Below are 20,488 nucleotides of genomic sequence, written 5' to 3'. Positions count from 1 at the left end.
CAGGGCGGTCGAAGTGGGGCGTTATCCGGATTGCTGCACCGGGGAGCAACTATACTGGTGTGAAACTCCCATGCCGTTGTTCCCCATGGCGTGTATGGCCGATAGAGGATTTTCAGCCGGCGATAATAATTTATGGATAAACAGTCAACAGACGGGAGTTCAATTCAAACCAAACTGGAACGGCGATTTGAAAAGGTAGTCACGCCGTTTCAGTATTTCATCCGGGATCAAACCACCAGCAGTATATTGCTGATCCTCTGTACCGCTATCGCACTGCTGTTGGCCAATTCGCCATTCCGGGATGATTACCAGGCCTTTGTCGAGCTCCCCTTCGGCCTGGTGGTGGGCAACCGACTCCTGAGCATGAGCCTGCATCATTGGGTCAATGAAGCCGTCATGTCGTTGTTCTTTTTTTTACTGGGCCTGGAGATCAAGCGGGAATTGCTGGCAGGTGAACTGAGGAATCTGCAGCGGATGATGCCGGTGATTGCCGCTGCCATCGGTGGCATGCTGTTTCCGGCCTTGCTGTTTCTTTCGCTCAACTTCGGCAGCGCTACGGAACATGGCTGGGGGATTCCCATGGCCACCGATACCGCCTTTGCAGTGGGTATACTGGCGCTATTGCGGCGGCAGATTCCGCCCACGGCCTTCGTCTTCCTGACCGCGCTGGCCATTATTGACGATATCGGAGCCATCCTGGTGATTGCGGTCTTTTACACCGACACCATCGATTTCCTCTACCTGGCCGCAAGTGCCCTGGGCCTTGCCGCGCTTTTGCTGTTGAATCTCCTCGGTGTCCGCAAATCCTGGGCCTATCTGGCAGGTGGTGTGCTGATCTGGGGCACGCTGTACCAGTCGGGGGTTCACGCCACGGTGGCCGGCATCCTGGTGGCGTTCACCGTACCGGCGCGCCCAACGCGGGAGCCCTACTGGTTTTTGCAACGGGTACGGCGTCTGATGAGGCGTTTTGAACGCATTGAACGGCAGAGCGACAGCTCGGAAGACATCCTCAGCAGTAACGATCAGCACGATCTCGTCGAGGGGGTGCAGGTGGCGGCGGAGAAGGCCACCACCCCGCTGCGCCGTTGGGAGCGGGCGCTGGAGCACCCGGTAGCGCTGTTCGTATTACCGCTGTTCGCCCTGGTGAATGCCGGTATCCCGATCTCGCCCAACACAGTCCATGCCCTGTGGAATCACGACCTCGCCTCGGGTATCGTGCTGGGCCTGGTGCTGGGCAAGGGCATTGGCATCCCACTGCTGGCGTGGCTCGCGGTCAGACTCCGTCTGGGTCATTTTCCGGAGGGGCTTGATATGCGGCACATTATCGGTATCGGTATACTGGGTGGCATGGGATTTACCATGTCGATCTTCATTGCCGATCTCGGCTTCGCCCAGGCCGACCAGCTGGTCGCTGCCAAATCGGGGATTCTGGTGGCGTCCCTGTTGGCCGGGGTCCTGGGCTGGCTCTGGTTACGCTTTGCCTGCAATGACAAGGCGCGAGCTTAGGTTGATCGGCCCGCAATACCACATCCAACGATGTGGATATGTCGAAATGCCGTGACACCAGGCAACCATACTCATACGCCCACTACCGCGTCGGCCCGGGGCCGGTGGGCAATGCCGTCAGATGTGGTCAATTGTTCGCGCTGACATTCGATGAAGATGGGGTTGACGCACTGCCGGCAGACCTGCCGGTCGAGTTTGCGGTAGATGGCGCTGATGGCGTCGGATTTGTTGTCAAAGAAATACTGCGCACCGATGCTCCGCAGATAACCGCCTTCGGCCAGAAACTGCCAGAGTTCATCCTTCAACCCGTAGATATAGAGTCCGCCGCCCGTCGCCTTGAGGCGTTTTGCCTCCTGGGTAAGCAGCTCGGCACCCGCCATGTCGATATAGTTGATACGGGATGCAATGAGCAGGATATGCTTGACACCGTACCTGGCCTCGATCGTCTGCAGTTTCAGCTGCAGATAACTGACCGAACCGAAATAGATGGAGCGGTCCACGCGCACCACCTTGAGCTGTCCGCACTCCTGGAGCGGCTTGGTCTCAATATCGGTGAACACCCGGCTTTTCTGCGTCAAGTCAGGTGCCAGCAGGGTGATCTTGGGCTTTGAGGTGTTGGCCAGAAAGATCACCAGTGACAGCAGAACTCCGATATAGATGGCAAATTCGAGCTCCAGAAACAGGGTGGAGAAGAAGGTGACGAGAAAGATGGCCGTCTCCGGCCGGCTGGTTTTAAAGATGGCACGGATGTGGTGAAAATCGACCAGGTTGTAGGCCACCAGCAAAATAACACCACCCATCGCCGCCACCGGCAGATAGGCGGTCAAGGGGGCTATCAGCAGGACAATGATCATCAGCATGAGCGCCGCGAAAATGGCCGACATGGGGGTCTGGGCGCCGGCGTCATAGTTGATCCCGGAGCGGGTGAAGGAGCCGGAACCCGCATAGCTGGAGAAGAAGCTGCCGAAGATATTGGAGAGACCCTGCCCGATGAACTCCTGATTGCCGTCGATGCGCTGGTTGGAACGGGTGGCGACGGAGCGGGCGATGGATACCGCCTCGATCAGGCCGAGCAGTGCCACCGCGAACGCCTGAGGCGCCAGCATCCGAATGGCGTCCATACTGAACAGCGGGCTGGAGAGCGGCGGCAGCTGGGCCGGAATGCTGCCGACCAGGGCGACGTTGTGCGCGGCGGCGCCCACAAAGAGGGCGGCGAGTGAACCGACGACCAGGCCCAGCAGCAGATGCGGCATTCTGCGTGACAGGCGCCGGCTGAACAGTGCCACGCCCAGGGTGGCGATGGCGATGAACAGCACATAGCCGTTGGTCTGGTCAAGTTGCTGAAAGACACCGATCCAGGTGTCGGCAAAGGAGTGGCCGCGCGCCAGTTCCAGTCCCAGGACATGCTTGATCTGGCTGGTGGCGATCAGGATCGCCGCCGCGGCGGTGAAGGCCACCACCACGGTATGGGAAACAAAATTCACCAGCGCGCCGAGACGCGCCACACCGAAGGCGAACTGATAGACCCCGGCGAGGAAAGTCATGGTCAACACCAGTTGCACAAACTCCGGGGTGCCCGGGGTGGCGTATTGACTGACGGAGGAGAAGACGACGATGGAGATGGCCGTGGTCGGGCCGGATACCAGATGCCGAGACGAGCCGAACAGCGCGGCGATGATGGGGGTGATCATGGCCGTGTAGAGGCCGTACTGCGGCGGCATGCCGGCGATGGTGGCAAAGGCGACACCCTGCGGCAGTACCACGACCGCCCCGGTCAACCCGGCCATCAGGTCAAGTCGAAGGCTCCGGCCGGTGACTCCGGGCAGCCAGCGCAGGAACGGCAGCAGAAGCAGCAGGCGCTGGGGAATCGAGAGCGGTTGATCCGCCCCGGTAAAGGTGTTTGCATCAGCAGAGAGTGCTTTCATCGTGGTAAGGGCCTGGAAAGAAATAAAGGTTACAGATTGCGCCGGATTTTCGTTTGCCTTCAAGGCGCGGCAAGGCGCGCATAGTCGTTCTATGTAAGTCTTGCCGTAACGTCGAAGGCGGACGAAAAGACCAGCAAGATGTGACCTTTATTTCTTGACAGGCCCTAAGCGCGCACGTTCAAAGCTGCCACCGTCATGGACGACCTTGCCGCCCGCCCGCGGACGCGCAGGCCGCGGTTCTGTCGAAAATGCGCCGCCATCGAAGGTTTTCAGGGTGCGGGTGCCTGGGCTGAACCGCGCGGCGGCATGCTCTAAATTATTGATCCGCTCAACAAAACCCAGCGCAAGTCCGAACGCCAGGGCGAGCAGCATCAACTGGCCGACACTCAGTGTGTAGGCGGCCAGCAGCAACAGCGGGATCGACAACAGGTAGCGGTTACGGAGAAACCGCAGACCATTTTTCAGCGGGGCGCCGGGTAAGGCATGAACATACTGCATGGTAAATCCTGAAGTGGTGGTTCAACCTAATAAACCGAAGGGGATAGCGGACACGCCCTCCCGACTCGTATTTTCCGTGTGCGCCATGCCCGTGCAGCGCCTCGACAAGGGGAGGATCCGTTCCCGGTATAGGGCCGGCGGGTGTCTGCGGGGTAGACAGTTTGTAGGTCGGGGTGAGCTTGCGAACCCAACCTAACGGACTTGGCATTCACACCGCGTTACCCTACAGAATCGGTGGTATAAGGAGTGGATAGGCAATGTTAAGGGAGTGTATAAAGCGATCTGGGGGCTGAAAAAATCAGCGGCTGGGGGGTGACAGGTCGAGTTGGGCCAGGGTTCCGCCGCCAGGAAGATTCTCCAGCGTAATTTGCCAGCCTTGGTGTTCGCACAGGCGCCATACCAGTGAGAGTCCCAGGCCTGCCCCGTTGCTCTGGCCGCCCCGCACGTAGGGCCGAAACAGTTCCGCCGGATTCGCGGTGTCCAGTCCTGGTCCCGAGTCTTCTATACGGATGGTCTCGGCATCAAGACGGATGCGCACCTTGCCCTGCGCGGTGAAGCTCAGGGCATTGCGCAGCAGATTGCCCAGCACCATGGAGAGGATGGCGTGATCCACCTGCTTGTCCGATAACGCCCCGACCTCCAGCAGCAGTTCGACCGGCTTGTGACTGAAGAGGTCGCGATAGCGCGTGATCAGTTCCTGCACAATCCCCAGGATGTCGCATTCCGCGGATTGGCTGCTGGCATCACCCTGTTCCCGGGCCAGCGCCAGCAGGGCGGCGGAGATCTCGCCCATCTCGGTGGCGGCACGGGAGATACGGGCAACCCGGTTGCGGTTTTTTTCGTTGAGTATCGGATCGATCATCAGCAATTCGGTGGCGCCGTTGATGACGGCGATGGGGGTGCGCAGTTCATGACTGACATCACCGGTGAACAGGCGCTCGCGCTCGATGAAATCGTGTAACCGTTTGAGATAGGTGTCGAAGTCCCCGGCCAGCTGGTGAATCTCCAGCCAGGGAAACTCACGCGCCAGCGTGGTCGGTTCATCTTCGGGATGGAGCCGTGCCACCCGGCGTGCCAGCTCGGTGACCGGTGCGATGATCAGCGCCGCCAGCCAGCGTCCAGCCAGGGCGGAAATCAGGGTGACGATGAGTACGCTGCCGGACAGCAGGAGCAGGAAACCCCGCTCCCGACGTTGCAGCGCGCTGGTGTCATAGAGTACGACGAAGCGTTGTTCCCGCACCTCGCGCACGGCGGCACGATAACTGATGCCGTCGACCTTCAGACTGTGGCGCCCCGGACCGAGTGCGCTGACTTCCTCGGGGATGGGGTGGGTCCCTCCCTGTTCGGCGACCACGTAGGTGCGGATCGTGGCCGTGCGCACGGGCAGGGAGAGTGGATTGCGCTGCCGCCGCGCCACATAGTCGTCCAGCTCCGCCACCAGGGTGTCATCGATCAGTCGCGTCTCCAGATCGTGCGAGGTGAGATAGATGATGACGGCCAGTGCCAGGCTGACCACGGCGCCGAACAGGGCGAGGGTGACGGCAACCCGGTTGCGCAGACTCCAGTTACTGGCCATTGGGCCCGGCGATCCGATAGCCCATGCCGCGGATGGTGTGCAGCAAAGTGGATTCAAAGCCGCGGTCGATGGCGGTCCGCAGGGCGTGCAGATGGGCACGCAGGGTGTCGCTGTCGGGGGGATCGTCGCCCCAGATCTCGCGTTCGATCTCTTCGCGCCGCACCACGCCGGGGGATCGGCGCATCAGCAGGGCGAGAATCTTCAGCGGTATGGGGGCGAGCTCGATGCGTCGTCCGGCGCGTTCCACGCGCAGCGTATCGGGATCATACTGCAGGTCCGCGACAATCAGGCGTTGCTGGGTGATCTCCCGGCGGGCACGCCGGGCCAGGGCGCCGACGCGCGCCCCGAGTTCGGGCAGGGCGAAGGGCTTGACCAGATAATCGTCAGCCCCGCTGGCGAACCCCTCCAGCTTGTTGTGCAGTGTGTCGCGCGCGGTCAGCATCAGTACCGGGGTATCGCGGCCTTCCCGGCGCAACCAGGCGCAGACCTCCAGACCATCCAGGCCGGGCAGCATCAGGTCGAGGATAATCACGTCATAGCTGTTCTCTATCGCAAACCCCAGGCCGGTGATGCCGTTGTAGGCGATATCCACCGTGTGCCCCGTGGACTCAAGGAACTCGCACAGGTTCTCGACCAGATCGGGATTGTCTTCAATCAGTAGTAGATGCATGCCGTTACTTTAACACTTCTCTCCGGGTCGATCATGGCCTTGAGTGGCGCTTGCATGTTATAGGTATCAGTGATTTATGCTGATCCGGAAATCGCGGAATCCAGGATGGAATGAACCTATGCCAACTCGTGCAGCACATGACTTGTACCGCAATCGACTCTGGTCGGGGGTACTCGTTGTGCTCTCTGTCCTCTACCTGGAGCCGCTGCGTGGCGACACCCTTGATCAGAATTGGGATTCCCGGGAGGCGGAAGGGCTGAGGCAGTGGCACCCGGACGCCGCATCACGCTGTTACCGGTTTGACAGACCGCATGAGGTCAACCAGGCCGCCAGCCGGTTTGGGGCTATTTTCGCCTATCTGAGACGGGATCGGGAGCTTGCCGGCTACCTGCTGGCAACAGCCCGCCGGGCCGGTGTCGCCTTCTGCATCGAGGATCGTGCCGACGGTACCCGGGGTTATTATGACTACAACCATAACGTGATCGCCGTCAGGGAGCAGCTGAGCCTTCAACAGCAGACGGCCATTGTGGTGCATGAACTGCGGCACGTGGCCCATGTGCAACAGGGTTACCGGCAGTCACTGGATTATGCCATGCCTGAGGTGGTGCGCCTCACCTTCGCGGTGGAGGCGGATGTCCAGGCGTTCTCCGCACTGTTTGCCTGGCGCCTGAAGCAGCGAGGCGAGACCGGGCTCTGGCACACCCTGCTGGGCTTCGCGAAGTATGCCGATATTGCCCGGGCGTTCGAGAGCGAGATCGGTAAGTCGGGTGATGAGCTGGCGGCAATGCGGGCGGCGTTTCGCCAATGGTACACCTCCCCCTGGCGTACCACCGGCTATTATCGGAACGCCGTCTCGGGCTACCTGGACATGCTGGATGAATCCCATCTTATCGAGCAGTACCGGCGGTTACCCGGGAATTTTTTCGATCGGCTTTGCGTACTGCCGGATGGCCGTAATTATGGTTGTCAGGACCTGGATGTGATCGGGACAATCCCCGGGCCGCCCGCGTCGAACTGCCTGCCCGAAGAGCGCATTAACCGGTAGGAGACCCGCCCCGGGCCGGGCATGTTCCTGATTCAGAACAGCGTCAGCTGGTCCGCGGTGATGCGCTCGAAGCTGTCGTCGAGAAAGTGCAGGATGCCGTCGGCCACCGGGGCGATCTGGCGGTCGATATAGTGCTGGTAGTCGATGGGGCTGGTCTGCCGCTCCACCGGTTCCGGTCCGTTCAGGGTGATCAGGTAACTGACGGTGCGGCGTGGCTTGTCCAGTTTTCGCGCTGCCTGTACATGGGGCGGGACATTGCGCAGGTACTCGTCCAGCTTGCGGCGCAGCCGCTTGCGGTAGACCAGTTCCCGGTCCAGCTCACCCCGTTTCAGGCGCTGGACCAGGTCGCTGATATAGGCCGCGTAGGGTTCGTTGAAGAAGATCCGCCGATAGAGCTCGCGCTGGAAGCGCTGGGCCAGGGGTGTCCAGTCGCTGCGCACGCTCTCCAGCCCCTTGAACACCAGCTCGTATTCGCCGGATGCGTTGCGGATCACCCCGGCATAGCGCTTCTTGCTGCCGGTTCCAATATCGATCCTGGCGCCGCGGATGGTGGGCATGATGAACTGGATGAAGTGGGTCTCGAACTCGATCTCCAGGGCCGACTCGACGCGGAACTCCCGGGCGATGGTGTCGCTCCACCAGCGGTTGAGATCGACGGCCAGCTGTTGACCCGTCCGCTTGGCCCGGGCCTCGTCGAAATCCTCCCCGACCAGCACGAACAGCGAATCGGTATCGCCATAGATCACCGGATAGCCGGCCTCCTCCAGCCAATCGCGGCTGCGGGTGATGATCTCATGGCCGCGTCGGGTGATGCTGCTGGCCAGGCGCGGGTCGTAGAAGCGACAGCCGCTGGAACCGAGCACCCCGTAGAAGGAGTTCATGATGATCTTGGTCGCCTGGGAGAGCGCCTTGTCCTGGCGCAGCTTGGCGCTATCACGTTTGGCCCAGAGGGCGGAGATGATCGAGGGGAGTAGATGGCGCTCCCGGGAAAATTCCGCCTGCAGGAATCCGGGGATGGGATCGTCACCGGGAAAGGCCATGCCCAGCGGGTCGATGCGGAAGGTGCGGATGATGCTGGGATAGAGGCTCTTGAAATCGAGCACCAGCACGTTGCGGTAAAGTCCCGGCTGGGAATCCATCACATAGCCGCCGGGGCTGGTTTGCGAGTGCCGGAAGGCGCCGATGTCATGGGCCACCACCCCTTCGCGGTGCAGTAGTGGCAGGTAGAGGTTGTCAAACGCCGCCACCGATCCCCCCTGGCGGCCGAGCGCCAGGCCGGTCATGGTGGCGCGCTGGCGCACGAAGTTGATCAGGTCGGTCTTGTGGACGATATCCTCGACCAGCCGGCAATCCTCCAGGTTGTAGGCGGCCAGCGCCGGGCGCTCCTCGCGGAACTGGCGGCGGATCTCGGCCACCTTGTCCTGACCGTCACTGATCAGCTTCCTGCGCCCCAGCAGTTCGCCCGCCACATGGTTCAGCGAGAAGCTCTCGAACGACCAGAAGGCGGCGCGCAGGTTGTCGATGCCATCCAGTGCCACCCGGCCGGGAATACTGGCCACCCGCCCCTGGCCGCTCTGCTGCGGCTGCAGGACGGCGGCCGGCTCGCCGCCGCGTCCCAGGTTGAAGGGGATGTGGTGCGCCTGGCAGCGCCGCTCCAGGTAGTCGAGGTCGAAATTGATCAGGTTCCAGCCCAGGATCAGGTCCGGATCGAGTTCCGCGAACTGCTGCAGGAAGGTCCGCAGCAGCTGCGCCTCGTCGTCGAGCCAGTGGATCGGCTGGTCGCTGGGCCAGTCGGCCGCCGCGCCCTGCATCAGGATGCGCGCCACCCCGGGACCGCAGAAGGCGATGGAGAGGACCTGGTTGGCGGTCCCGTCGGTCTCGATGTCCAGGCTCAGGTAACTGAGTTCCGGCTGGTAATCGGCGGGCCGGATGCGCGGATTGACCAGCTCAAGATAACCGTTGCGCTGGACCGGGTCGCCGCTCACCTGCAGCGGTGCGGTGACGAAGCGCTCCATCAGGAAACGGTCGACCACCTTGATGTCGGACTCCAGCAGCAGGGTGCTGCTGCCGGCGGTACGTTCGCGGAACTGCTGCAGCTGGCGCTGCTGGTGGAAATAGAGCCCATCCACCGGTTGGCCGTGCAGATCGGTCAGTTGCAGTGGCTTGCGCGCCACCATCAGTCCATCCAGCGGCAGTTCACAGTCCCGCGCGATGAAACAGACCGCCTGCTGCCGCGGATAGATCAGCCGCAGCGGCCCGGCGGGTGAATGAGCCCAAAACTGCAGCTCGACCCCCTGGGGGGTGTCGCGCCAGTGCCGGGTCAGCAGGAAGGCGTTGTAGTGCTGCCGGGTCATTAGCCGTCCTGCAGCATCCGCAGCGGCGGCCGCACTGTCAGCGGCCAAGTGGCCAACACCCCGGCGATACCGATGGCGGAACCGCTGCCGAGGATGCCGACAATGGCGGTCCAGGGACTGGGCTGGAAATTGAAGCCGAACACCTCGGTGGCAATGAACCAGCCGGTGGCGGTGGCGCACAGGCTGGCCAGGGTGCCGGCCAGCAGGCCGAGGGTGACGAACTCGATCCCGGCCGCCTCGATCAGCCCGCGGCGCTGCATCCCCAGGGTGCGCAGCACCACCGACTCCTGACGGCGGTGTTCGCGGCTGGCCTGGATGCCGGCGTAGAGCATCAGCAGGCCGGCCGCCAGGGTGAACAGGAAGACATACTCCACCGCCAGCGAACCGCGCTGCATGATCTCGCGGATCTGCCGCATAATGGCGCTGACGTCGATAATGGTGACCGAGGGGTATTGGCGTACCAGTTGCGCCAGCAGCGCCTCCCGGCCCGGCGGCAGATAGAAACTGGTGATGTAATTGGTGGGATGATCCCGCAGCAGGGCCGGGGTGCCGATGACGAAAAAGTTGGGCTGGAACGAGTCCCAACGCACCTGCCGCAGGTTGGCGACCCGGGCCTCGATGGGCACCCCGGCGAGGTCAAAACCGAGCCGGTCGCCCAGCTTGATGCCGAGGGTCTCCGCGATCCCCGTCTCCACCGAGAACAGGGGCGCCTCCCGGTTCTCCTCCCCCCACCAGCGGCCGGAGACAATCCGGTTACCGGTTTGCGGCTCGACCGCCCAGGAGAGATTGAATTCCCGCTCCACCAGTCGCTGGGCGCGGTCATCCTGATACTGTTCGGGAGCCACCGGCTTGTCGTTGATGCGGGTGAGGCGGGCGCGCAGCATGGGGTAGATGCCGGCCGGTTGGATCTGCTCGCGGCGGAGGAACTCGCGCATCCCCGCCACGTTCTCCGGTTGGATGTTGATCAGGAAATGGTTGGGGGCCTGCTCCGGGATGGTGCGGTGCCAGGCGTCCAGCAGATCCGTGCGGATGATCCCCAACAGCAGCATGGCGAGTATCCCGAGGCCGAAGCCGGTGAGCTGCAGGGTGGTCATGGCGGGGTCCCGCAGCAGTCCGGCGAGCCCCTGGCGCCAACGCGTTCCGCCGCGATGGCGCAACGGCCGCAGCAGGCGGATCAGCAGCCAGCCCGCCAACAGCAGCAGGGAGACCGTGCCGAGGGTGCCGAGCAGGAACCAGCCGGCCAGGGTCGCATCGCCGGCCTGCCAGCGCATCAGCAGCGCCATGGCGCCGATGGCGCAAACGGCCAGCAGCCAGGTGCTGACGGGCGGTGCCCCGAGGTCGCGGCGCAGCACCCGGAGCGGCGGCACGGCGCCCAGACGCAGGGCCGGCGGCAGGGTGAAGCCGACCAGGGTGATCAGGCCGGTGCCCAGCCCCACCAGGATCGGCCAGGGGGTCGGTGGCGGCAGGGTGCCGCCGAACCAGTCGCTCAGCAGGCCGGCCAGCAGGTACTGGGCCAACCAGCCGACGGCGATCCCCAGCAGGCTCGCCAGCAGGCCGAGCAGCAGCAGCCGCAGCAGCAGCACCCGCAGGATCAGCGACTGGCTGGCACCCAGGCAGCGCATGATGGCACTGGTGTCCGACTGGCGTTCGACAAAGCGGCGGGTAGCGAGGGCGACGGTGGCGCCGGCCACCAGCACCGCCACCAGCGCCGCCAGACTGAGGAAGCGGCTGCCCCGGTCCAGGGTGTTGCGCAATTCGGGGCGGGCGCTGCTCAGGTGCTCCAGGCGCACCCCGCGCGGCAGCCGTGTCCGGGCCCAGCGCTGGTAGCTCTCCACCTGGTTCCGCTCGCCGGCCACCAGCAGGCGATAGTGCACCCGGCTGGCCGGGGTGACCAGGCCGGTTTTCGGGATATCCTCCAGGGCGATCAGCACTTCCGGGCCGAGGCGGAAGAAGTTGTTGCCGAGGGCCGAGTCACGGCTCAGGATCTGCTCCAGGTTCAGGCCCAGCTCACCCAGGGAGACCCGGTCTCCCGGCTGCAGTTCGAGCGCCGCCATCAGCCGCGCCTCGCCCCACAGGTTGCCCGCCGCGGGTGGACGGGTGACGCGCTGCTCTTCGGCGGCCGCCTGGGGCCGGACACGCAGCTCGCCGCGCAGGGGATAGTCGCGGCTCACCGCCTTGACCTCCACCAGTTGGGTCTCGTCCCGGTGCAGGATGACGCTGGGAAAACTGAGGGTGTGGGCGGTGCGCAGGCCCAGTTCGGTCGCCTGCTGTTCAAAGGATTCTGGAATCGGGCGGTGGCTGAAGAGTACCAGATCGGCCGCCATCACCTGGTTGGCCTGCAGCACCATCGCCTGCTCGACCCGGTTGGTGAAGAATCCCACCGCCGTCACGGCCGAAACGGCGATAATCAGGGCCAGCACCAGCAGCCGCAGTTCACCGCTGCGCCAGTCGCGGCGCAGGAAGCGCAGGGCCAGCAGGAGGGTGTTCATGTGTCGTATCTCGCTCGGTCTGTAAGGGATTGGCCTGCCTTGTTGGACGATCTTGATGGCGCCTCGAATCCGGCCCCTTTTTCAGATTCAAGCCTGCCCTTGTTTGAGCGAAGCGAGTTTGGGCAGGCGCTGAAATAGGGGCCGGATTCGAGGATACAAGCCATCGTGTGAGGCCGGCAAGGCAGGCCAATCACCCCGTGAGTAGTTACCATGTGTCCTGCTCCAAACGTCCGTTCTCGATCTGCAGGCGATGATCGCAGCGCGCCGCCAGCCGCTCGTCGTGGGTGACCAGCAGCAGTGCCGCCCCGGTCTGCTCGCGCATCCGGAACAGCAGGTCGATGATGCGGCTGCCGGTGGCCTGATCGAGACTGCCGGTGGGCTCATCGGCGAACAGCACCTTGGGGCCGGAAGCGAAGGCGCGGGCGATGGCGACCCGCTGCTGCTCGCCGCCGGAGAGTTGGGCAGGGTAGTGGTGCAGTCGATCGGCGAGGCCGACCTGGCGCAGCGCCTCGCCGGCCCCCTGCGCCGGGCGGGAAACCCCCGCCAGCTCCAGCGGCAGCATCACGTTCTCCAGGGCGGTCATGCCGGGCAACAGTTGAAAGGATTGAAAGACAAAGCCGACCTTGCCGGCCCGCAGGGCGGCGCGCTGGTCCTCATCGAGCGTGTTCAGCGGGGTGCCGAACAGTTCGATCTGGCCACTGCTCGCCTCGTCCAGTCCCGCCAGCAGTCCCAGCAGGGTGGACTTGCCCGAGCCGGAGGTGCCGAGGATGGCGGTGACCTCGCCGCTGGCCAGCCGCAGCGAGACATCCTCCAGGATGGTCAGGCTGCCGCCCGGCCCGTTCACCCGTTTACCCACGCCGGTGGCCTTTACCAGGATGCTGTCTGGGGTATGATCTGTGTCCATGAAGAGACTATTCCTGTTGTTGATTTTCGCTATGTCCAATGTATCGGCTGCCGAGCCGGTGATTCTTGTTCTGGGTGACAGTCTGAGCGCGGCCTACGGTATCGAGCGTAGCCGCGGCTGGGTGGCCTTGCTGCAGAACCGCCTGCAGGAGACCGGTTACCCTCATCGGGTGGTCAACGCCAGTATCTCGGGTGACACCACGGCCGGTGGCCTGGCACGGCTTCCCCGGGCGCTCGCACAGTTCCAGCCGGAGATCCTGATTATCGAACTGGGTGGCAACGACGGTCTGCGTGGGCTCGGCAACCATCAGACCCGCGACCACCTCGATCAGATGATAACACTAGCCCGGAACGCCGATAGCCGTCCGTTGCTGTTGGGGATGATGTTGCCTCCGAATTTCGGCAAGGCGTTCACCGAGAAGTTCCTGGGAATCTACCGGGAGCTGGCGGCGCGGCATCGCGTACCGCTGGTGCCGTTCTTTCTGGCGGGGGTGGCGGATCGGCCGGAGTGGATGCAGGGGGATGGGATCCATCCCACCGCGCAAGGCCAGCCGCTGATGCTGGAGCATGTCTGGGGGCGGCTGCGGCCGATGCTGGACGGCGAGGTTGCCGGCGACACTGCGACAACTCACTCCGGGACGATTCTGAAATAGACCAGTTGGGTCTGGGCCCAGGGTTTGTCGCCGTCGTCGCTGACCATGAAAAAGTGCATGCCTTGGTGGCGGGTCAGCCCCTCCATGTTCTGTACCAGCCAGCCCTGGCCGCTGTCAAAGCGGGCGATCAGTTCGGTTGTCAGCGTTCCGGGAGAGGCGAGCTCGGCGGCGCGCAGGCGGGTGAGGCTGATCACCCAGGGGGAGAAGATCGAGGTGTAGGCCCGCTCCAGCAGGATCAGATCGCCGTTGGGCAGCGCCTCCAGCGCCACCAGGGCGCCATCCGGTTCCCCAGGCCGGTAGTGCCAGGTCTGACCGGCCGTACCCAACAGATTGTTGGCCAGATAGTGGGATTGACCCTTGGGCGGGTACTCCGGGCCGGTGATGATACCGTGTTGCGGGTGCAGGGTGACCGCCTCCAGGCCATGATTGCTTTTCGGTCGGTAAGCGGCCTGTCGCAAGCGCCCGGGCAGGGGGAGCGTGGCGAGCCAGGTGCCGTCCGCCCGGTAGCGTTCGATGCGGTGATGCCGTTCGAAGGAGACGATCAAGCGACTGTCTCCGCGGATGCCGTTGGCGCTGTTCTCCAGGGCCAGGCCCTCGGCGTCGCGCCAGCCCCGGCTCAGCGGATGGCCTTGGGGGTCCAGCAGGGGATGCACCGCCATCAGTTCCACCTGACGGAGACGGCCATCGCTGAGATCGGGCTTCAGGTGCAGCACCCGGCCCTGGTCGGATATCGCCAGCAGGGTCTGTTCGTCCTCGTCCCAGGCCAGCCCGGAGAGTTCCGCCAACGCCGGATCCCCCTTCAGCGACAGGCTTCCCAGCAGCTCGACGCCCATGAAGCGGTCGCCGTTGCCGATCTTTTCCGCGATCTTGATCGGTTCACCGACCGGCGCGGCGACGCCTCCCGGCAGGTGCGACAGGAACAGACTCAACAGCCAAGCAACAGGTTGAAATCGAGGCATATTCGCCGACAATAGGCGCCTGTCGGGGGCGCCGTCAAGTCACATGGCGAACGGTCTCCCGCGTCCACATAGTCCATTACCGATTTGATATCCGTTGCAGTTGATATTATCTTCCCCAGTCCCCGTAGGCCGATGAGATTGAACCGCCGTGCCGTTACCCCGACCTGTTGAACGCGAACATCTCCATACCCGCAAAATCACCTGCGAGGGCTATCTGCGCCAGGATGGGCTGTGGGATCTGGAAGCCCATCTGACCGATACCAAGACCTTCGGCTTCGATACCCGCCACCGTGGCTACATGCAGCCCGGCGCGCCGGTGCACGGTCTGCATCTGCGGCTGACCCTGGATCTCGATTTTGTCATTCACGATGTGATTGCCGTCTCCGACGACACCCCCTATCCGGTGTGCAAGCTGACGGCGGAGGCGATGCGCCGGCTGATCGGCCTGAAGATCGGTCCCGGCTGGATGCGCGAGGTGAGGAGCCGGGTGGAGCGCCGGGCCAGCTGTACCCATCTGATGGAGCTGCTGGGACCGCTCGCCACCACCGCCTATCAGACCATGCATTCGGCCCTGGAGGAGCGTGCCAGCCGGCAACCACAGCGCAGCCGGCCGCGCATCCTCGACACCTGCATCGCCCTGATCAGCGACGGTCCGGAGGTCAAACAGCGCTGGCCGGAGTTCTATACCGGTCCCAGGGATGACGAGGGCTGACCAGTCCGCGATTGATTTTGGGCAATTACCCCGTTGTCAGGGATCTCTATAATCGGCGCTTGGATTTTCCTTATTTAATGCGCGAGAGAGAGACAGATGACGGGATTGAGGTTGATTGTGCCAATGCTGGTGGCGTTTTTGTTCAACGGCGTGGCACAGGCGGAAGGCATGGATGACAAGCAGTTCAACGCCATACAGCAGCTGGGTGGACTGAACGGCGTGGCACTCAACTGCCGTTTCCTGAGCGAAACCCAGCGCATGAAAAAGGCCTTGGTGCTGGCGCTTCCCAAGCGCCGGCAGTATGGCGAGGCATTCGACCAGGAAACCAATACCGCCTTCCTGAAATTCATTGAAACCAAGGCGAGCTGCCCCGTGGAAGCGGACTTCAGCAAACAGGTCGACGCGGCAATCCTGGTACTGGATTCCGTATTCGCCGGGCAATAGATCGTGGCAACCGCAGGTGGGCAGGTATTCGTGAACAGATTCAGCGCAGTTTTTTTCCGTTCGACTCTTCATTCATCGCTGGCGCTTCTGCTGTTGCTGGGCAGCCAGTCTCTGCTGGCGGAGACGGCCTTCCGCGTGGTTACCAGCATCAAACCGATCCACTCCATCCTGGCCGGCCTGATGGTTGGCACCGAGGGACCGGAGCTGCTGTTGGAAGGGGATGCGCTGCCGTTCGGCTACCGGATGAGCGAGGCGCAGCAGGCCAGCCTGGCCACCGCCGACCTGGTCATCTGGGTGGGACCTGAGCTGGAGAAGTTTCTGATCGGACCGGTGGCCCGGGCGCAACAGTCGGGCAGGCAGGTGGTCACCCTGCTGGACAATCCGGAACTGAAGATTCTGCCCTCCCGCTGGAGCAAGAGCGACGATTCGACGGAGCGTGACCCGTTTATCTGGATGGACAGCCGCAATACCCTGATCCTGGTGGATGAACTGGCCCGGGCGCTGATGGACGCGGACAATGGTCGCGCCCATCTCTATAGGAGAAACCGCGCCAAACTGCTGGCGCGGATGGCCGAGCTGGACCGCCGCCTGGAGTACGGTTATCGGGGGCTGAAAAGCGGCGTGGGGATGGCCTACTTTGACACCCTGCAGTATTTCGAGCAGGCCTATGCGCTGAAGATCCGCGGGGTGCTGACGCAGTCGCCGGAACAGCCGCTGGAGGCGATCAAGCTGCTGCAGAGTCACGCCCGGCTGAAGGAGGGGTATTACGCCTGTCTGCTGACCGAACGGGGTATGCCGATGCCGGAGCTGCCGCTGCTGACCGGGGGGGTCGATATCAATATCGGCATCCTGGACAGCTTCGGCAGTGCCATCGCCGCCGGGCCGGAACTCTATTTCCAGCTCATGGAGGAGAACACCCGGACCATCAAGCGCTGTCTGCAGTACAGCGGCGAACCGGTCAAGGTGGCGGCCGCAGAGTCGTTCGAGCCGGAGACCGCGCGGATCGGCGGCAAATTCATGCTGATCGACCACAACGGCAAGCTGGTCACCGAGAAGGATCTGCTGGGCAAGTACCAGATGCTCTATTTCGGTTACACCTTCTGTCCCGATATCTGCCCCACCTCGCTGCAGGTGATGTCGCTGGCGCTGGATATGCTCGGCGACCGGGCCGCGCTGATCAAGCCCTACTTCATTACCGTGGATCCGGAGCGGGACAATGCCCAGGTGATGAAGAATTACGTCAAGTACTTCAATCAGGAACTGGTGGGACTCACCGGCACCAAGGCGATGATCGAGCGGGTGGCCAAGGCCTACAAGGTGAGGTACGAGAAGGTGATCGAGGAGGGCGGCGACCCCGATCTCTACATCATGGATCACTCGGCCAGCGTCTATCTGATGGCGCCCAACGGCGAATTCATCACCAAGTTCGCCCATGGCATCTCGGCCAAACAGATGGTGGATGGGCTGAACGCCTATCTGCCGAAACAGACGGCTGCTAAACCCTGATCAAGGCGGGTAGGGTGGGCACGTAGTTTGTGCCCACGCGGATACCGCGCATGGGAGTCCCGTAGGTTGGGTTAGCGGCGCACAGGCACTGCGCATCCAGACCACGATAAGGCTCGGGCGCCGCGTAACCCAACACATCGGCGGTGGCCAAAACGGTGGGTTACGGTGCGCGCATGGAGCGATGCAGACCGCCACCCCCTGCGCTGGGCGCACCTAACCCACCCTACACGCCTTATTCGCGTTTATTCCATCCTTAGGTTCGTAAACGGTGCATTGCATCCTCGGCTCCGTTATCGGTACATCCCTGTACCACTCCTCCTGCACCACTCCTCGCGGCCCTCAGCCACAATGCTCCCCGCGCATCCAGGTCTCGATCAGGCGCCAGGAGATGGAGTCACGTCTGGGCAGATGGAACTGCTCATTCTCGGGTGAGTTCAGCAGCTGATCCCGGTGAAACCAGCCGGCGCTCTCCAGTTCCAGCCCATCCACCTGGATAGCGGTAGTGGCCGCCCGGGCGTAAAAACCGAGCATGATGGAAGAGGGGAACGGCCAGGGCTGGGAGGAGTGGTAGCGGATCTCCGTCACGCGGATGCCGGCCTCCTCACTCACCTCACGCGCCACCGCGTCCTCCAGGCTCTCGCCCGGCTCGACAAAACCGGCCAGGGTGGAGTGCATCCCCGGCGGCCAGCTCGGTTGCCGACCCAGCAGGCAGTAGTCGCCGTCATGTACCAGCATGATCACGGCGGGGTCGGTGCGGGGATGGTGCGGGTGTCCGCAGGCCGGGTTGCCGCAGATACGCATGTGCCCGGCGCGGGTCGATGCCGTCGCGCTGCCGCAGACGCCGCAGAAGCGGTGATGCCGGTGCCAGTAGGTCATGGCCCGGGCATGGGCCAGCAGGGCGCCGCTGTGGCGGTCCAGCAGCGGGCCGACCACGCGGAGATCCTGGAAACTCTGCTCTTCGCGGTCGGGCAGAAGCGCCGTCGGCTGTTCCAGGTGGGAGATGTCCAGGGCCAGCCAGACGATGCCGTCGGGATCGCTGCCCAGCAGCACCAGTTCCCCGTCCAGGGCCAGTAGCCCGGCATCCCGGTTGCCCGGAAAGGAGACCGGCCGCTGCTGGCGGTTGACCAGATGTTTATTGCGCCATACCGGCAGCAGGCGGCTGTTTTCCGCGTTCAGCATCGCCTGCAGCCACTCGGGATCATCCCGGTAACGATCCAGTCGGTCAAAGCCCTGGCTGCTGTAGTAGTTGGGTTGTTTCATCGCCTGTGTAGCATGGCCAATATCGGGCGCGAATGCAAAATCGCGATCAACCCTCTTTCAGCCCCATCAGAAAACGGGGATCGGCGCCCGGCAGGGAGCGACAGATCTTGGTGAAGTTGCGGAGATTGGGTAGCCGTCTGCCGCAGCAGAAGTGGTTGATCTGACTCGGCTTGAGACCGGTCCGGTTGGCCAGCTCCAGTTGCGAGATACGGGCCTGATGGAGGCAGCTGTTCAGGCGTTGGGCAAACGCCTCGGGGTCACTGTAATGCATGTTGCTTCCTGCGAAATCGGGAATGAAGGCGGCCGCGACGGTTTACAGAGCGTCGGTCAGCGGATGGCGCAGGCAGGTAAGATGTTGGCGGGTCAGGCACACCGCCGGATAGTGCAGGTTCGTCATGGTCTGGTTCCTTTGGGACACCCCGCCCCAGTGAAAAGGTGAATGGTCGATGGCAGGTCTCCTGGCTCGCGGGTCGCTGTTCGGATGTCGCCTTCCCGGATCTCTCCAGTGGCAAGATGACATGAACTCTCCGCCTACAGTTGCGGGGGCAGCCACGGCTCGGGTTTCCCCTCCCGTGTTCCCTTTTTAATCCCATCGGCTGACGCCGGTCGGAACCATCGCGCCCATTCTAGCGACAGCCCGCTGATCAACGCAAGGTGCGTTGCTCCACGCAGCAGGACGACGTCATCTAACTTCGGGCGGGGCGAGTATCTGTCTGCTTGCTTGCCGGGACGCCGTAAACCCATTGCATCCTCCGCTCCGTAAACGGTACATCCCTGTACCACTCCTCCTGGGGGCTTGCCGCGGCCATCCATGGCCGCGGACACCCGCCAATCAAGCAGTCATATCCTCTCTTTCAAGCATTTGCGCGTTTAGATGACTTGGCCCTGCTCTACTCAGTGGTAGTGCCGTTGCCCGGTCCCTGGCCGGCATACAAAAACCTGTCAATCCCAGGGTCTTGGTGTTCGACGGCTTATTGCCAAATCAAAAATATCGAATGTCATTCTCAGGATCGATCTGCTAGATTTGTATCGCTCACCCCCGTGAGCAGATAAAAGAGGCCGGTGCAAAGGCCCATCACAATCTTGGGAGGAAACCATGCGATCTGTTCATCTTGCAGCCGTGCTGCTGTCACTCTTGTTAACCAGTTTTTCCCTCATGGCCCAGGACGCGGAGCGGCTCAGGCCCTTTGTCCTGGCGGAGACGAGCCAGACTCCGCTGGAGGCCAAGCTGCAATCGGTCCAGGCGGCACTGGGTCAGGCGGGTTTTTCCATCGCCGGTGAATATGTTCCCTATGCCGGGGCGCATATCCTGATCATTACCGATGAGAGTCTGCGCAAGCAGGCCGCGGGGTCCCCCCTGGGTGGCTATGGTGCGGCCCTCCGGGTCTCCCTGACGGAGCAGGGCGGGGCCGTACAGGTCAGCTATACCGATCCGCGGTGGATGGGCAATGTCTACCGCATGGCGGGTGATTTCAAGACGGTGTCCGACCGTCTGCAGGCTGCCCTGGGGCGGGAGAAAACCTTCGGTTCGGAGGGTGGCCGCACGGTGGAGAACCTGCGCGAATATCACTACATGATGTTCATGCCCTATTTTGACGATCAGGTGGAGCTGGCCAGCTATGATTCTCACCAGGCGGCGCTGGACGCCGTCGAGGCGGGCCTGGCCGCCGGTAAAGGGGGGGTGACCCTGATCTCCCGGGTGGATGTGATCGGCAAGGAGGAGTCACTGTTCAATGTGGCGGTGAAGCAGGGCACCGGGGCGGACGCGCCGGTGATGCAGATTATCGATCAGGCCGAGATGCGGCATACCGCCCATCTGCCCTATGATCTGCTGGTCTCGGGCGGCAAGGTCTACATGCTGCACGGCAAGTTCCGTATTGCCCAGAGCTTCCCCGATCTGACCATGACCACCTTCATGAAGATATCCGATGCACCGGATGGCATCGAGCAGGCCCTGAAGCTGGCGGCGGGGGGCAGATAGCGCTGTT

At 63.0% G+C, this 20,488-nt stretch carries 17 protein-coding genes and 1 riboswitch; of the genes, 7 read left to right on the top strand and 10 right to left on the bottom strand.

What is annotated here, in order from left to right:
• Window positions 1–132 precede the first annotated feature (132 nt).
• A complete protein-coding gene (nhaA, locus tag O9K64_RS16215) occupies window positions 133–1,506 on the top strand; it encodes a Na+/H+ antiporter NhaA (protein WP_275099139.1) in 1,374 nt (457 codons plus the stop codon).
• A gap of 71 nt (window positions 1,507–1,577) precedes the next feature.
• On the opposite strand, the gene O9K64_RS16210 is transcribed toward nhaA, so the two are convergent.
• The 4 genes from O9K64_RS16210 to O9K64_RS16195 form a co-directional block, all read right to left on the bottom strand.
• Complete coding sequence (locus O9K64_RS16210) at window positions 1,578–3,431, bottom strand: SulP family inorganic anion transporter (RefSeq protein ID WP_275099138.1); 1,854 nt, start codon at window positions 3,429–3,431, stop codon at window positions 1,578–1,580.
• A 147-nt stretch (window positions 3,432–3,578) separates the two neighbouring features.
• Window positions 3,579–3,929, bottom strand: coding sequence for a hypothetical protein (locus O9K64_RS16205; protein ID WP_275099137.1), 351 nt, complete (start codon window positions 3,927–3,929; stop codon window positions 3,579–3,581).
• A 298-nt stretch (window positions 3,930–4,227) separates the two neighbouring features.
• Window positions 4,228–5,505 carry a sensor histidine kinase gene (locus O9K64_RS16200; RefSeq protein WP_275099136.1) on the bottom strand — a complete coding sequence of 426 codons (1,278 nt, stop codon included), beginning with the start codon at window positions 5,503–5,505 and terminating at the stop codon, window positions 4,228–4,230.
• Window positions 5,495–6,175 (bottom strand): response regulator transcription factor, encoded by a 681-nt coding sequence (locus tag O9K64_RS16195; RefSeq protein WP_275099135.1) that lies wholly within the window; start codon window positions 6,173–6,175, stop codon window positions 5,495–5,497. The genes O9K64_RS16200 and O9K64_RS16195 overlap by 11 nt, the downstream gene beginning before the upstream one ends.
• Before the next feature lie 118 nt (window positions 6,176–6,293).
• Between O9K64_RS16195 and O9K64_RS16190 the strand changes: the two genes are divergently transcribed.
• Window positions 6,294–7,220: a DUF6782 family putative metallopeptidase gene (locus O9K64_RS16190; protein ID WP_275099134.1), complete on the top strand. Its 927-nt coding sequence runs from the start codon at window positions 6,294–6,296 to the stop codon at window positions 7,218–7,220.
• A gap of 32 nt (window positions 7,221–7,252) precedes the next feature.
• Here O9K64_RS16190 and O9K64_RS16185 read toward each other — a convergent pair whose 3' ends face one another.
• From O9K64_RS16185 to O9K64_RS16175, 3 genes are all read right to left on the bottom strand, one after another.
• Window positions 7,253–9,574 carry a DNA polymerase II gene (locus O9K64_RS16185; protein WP_275099133.1) on the bottom strand — a complete coding sequence of 774 codons (2,322 nt, stop codon included), beginning with the start codon at window positions 9,572–9,574 and terminating at the stop codon, window positions 7,253–7,255.
• Window positions 9,574–12,063 carry an ABC transporter permease gene (locus tag O9K64_RS16180; RefSeq protein ID WP_275099132.1) on the bottom strand — a complete coding sequence of 830 codons (2,490 nt, stop codon included), beginning with the start codon at window positions 12,061–12,063 and terminating at the stop codon, window positions 9,574–9,576. The genes O9K64_RS16185 and O9K64_RS16180 overlap by 1 nt, the downstream gene beginning before the upstream one ends.
• Window positions 12,064–12,268: 205 nt before the next feature.
• Complete coding sequence (locus tag O9K64_RS16175; protein ID WP_275099131.1) at window positions 12,269–12,967, bottom strand: ABC transporter ATP-binding protein; 699 nt, start codon at window positions 12,965–12,967, stop codon at window positions 12,269–12,271.
• Between O9K64_RS16175 and O9K64_RS16170 the strand changes: the two genes are divergently transcribed.
• Window positions 12,966–13,619 (top strand): arylesterase, encoded by a 654-nt coding sequence (locus tag O9K64_RS16170; protein WP_275099130.1) that lies wholly within the window; start codon window positions 12,966–12,968, stop codon window positions 13,617–13,619. The two genes, O9K64_RS16175 and O9K64_RS16170, sit on opposite strands and share 2 nt — an antisense overlap.
• Here O9K64_RS16170 and O9K64_RS16165 read toward each other — a convergent pair.
• Window positions 13,595–14,578 carry an esterase-like activity of phytase family protein gene (locus O9K64_RS16165; RefSeq protein ID WP_275099129.1) on the bottom strand — a complete coding sequence of 328 codons (984 nt, stop codon included), beginning with the start codon at window positions 14,576–14,578 and terminating at the stop codon, window positions 13,595–13,597. The genes O9K64_RS16170 and O9K64_RS16165 overlap by 25 nt on opposite strands.
• A 148-nt stretch (window positions 14,579–14,726) precedes the next feature.
• On the opposite strand from O9K64_RS16165, the gene O9K64_RS16160 reads away from it, so the two are divergent.
• The 3 genes from O9K64_RS16160 (at window position 14,727) to O9K64_RS16150 (ending at window position 17,240) form a co-directional block, all read left to right on the top strand.
• Entirely contained in the window at window positions 14,727–15,290 is a 564-nt protein-coding gene (locus tag O9K64_RS16160; protein ID WP_275099128.1) for a DUF2889 domain-containing protein, read from the top strand.
• Window positions 15,291–15,386: 96 nt separating this feature from the next.
• Entirely contained in the window at window positions 15,387–15,734 is a 348-nt protein-coding gene (locus tag O9K64_RS16155; protein WP_275099127.1) for a hypothetical protein, read from the top strand.
• Between the two features lie 30 nt (window positions 15,735–15,764).
• Entirely contained in the window at window positions 15,765–17,240 is a 1,476-nt protein-coding gene (locus tag O9K64_RS16150) for a metal ABC transporter solute-binding protein, Zn/Mn family (protein WP_275099126.1), read from the top strand.
• Between the two features lie 339 nt (window positions 17,241–17,579).
• Here the strand turns inward: O9K64_RS16150 and nudC are convergent, their stop codons facing one another.
• Together nudC and O9K64_RS16140 are read right to left on the bottom strand one after the other, a co-directional pair.
• Complete coding sequence (gene nudC / locus O9K64_RS16145; RefSeq protein WP_275099125.1) at window positions 17,580–18,500, bottom strand: NAD(+) diphosphatase; 921 nt, start codon at window positions 18,498–18,500, stop codon at window positions 17,580–17,582.
• A gap of 46 nt (window positions 18,501–18,546) precedes the next feature.
• On the bottom strand, window positions 18,547–18,771 hold the full coding sequence (locus O9K64_RS16140) for a helix-turn-helix domain-containing protein (protein WP_275099124.1): 225 nt from the start codon (window positions 18,769–18,771) through the stop codon (window positions 18,547–18,549).
• A gap of 159 nt (window positions 18,772–18,930) precedes the next feature.
• Window positions 18,931–19,132: riboswitch (cobalamin riboswitch) on the bottom strand.
• A gap of 464 nt (window positions 19,133–19,596) precedes the next feature.
• On the opposite strand from O9K64_RS16140, the gene O9K64_RS16135 reads away from it, so the two are divergent.
• On the top strand, window positions 19,597–20,481 hold the full coding sequence (locus tag O9K64_RS16135) for a hypothetical protein (RefSeq protein ID WP_275099123.1): 885 nt from the start codon (window positions 19,597–19,599) through the stop codon (window positions 20,479–20,481).
• Window positions 20,482–20,488 lie beyond the last annotated feature (7 nt).

It is taken from the genome of Sedimenticola hydrogenitrophicus (genome assembly GCF_029017505.1).
GTDB lineage: Bacteria > Pseudomonadota > Gammaproteobacteria > Chromatiales > Chromatiaceae > Sedimenticola > Sedimenticola hydrogenitrophicus_A.
Note: the sequence above shows the minus strand (reverse complement) of the source record. Positions and strands in the feature narration are given on the sequence as shown.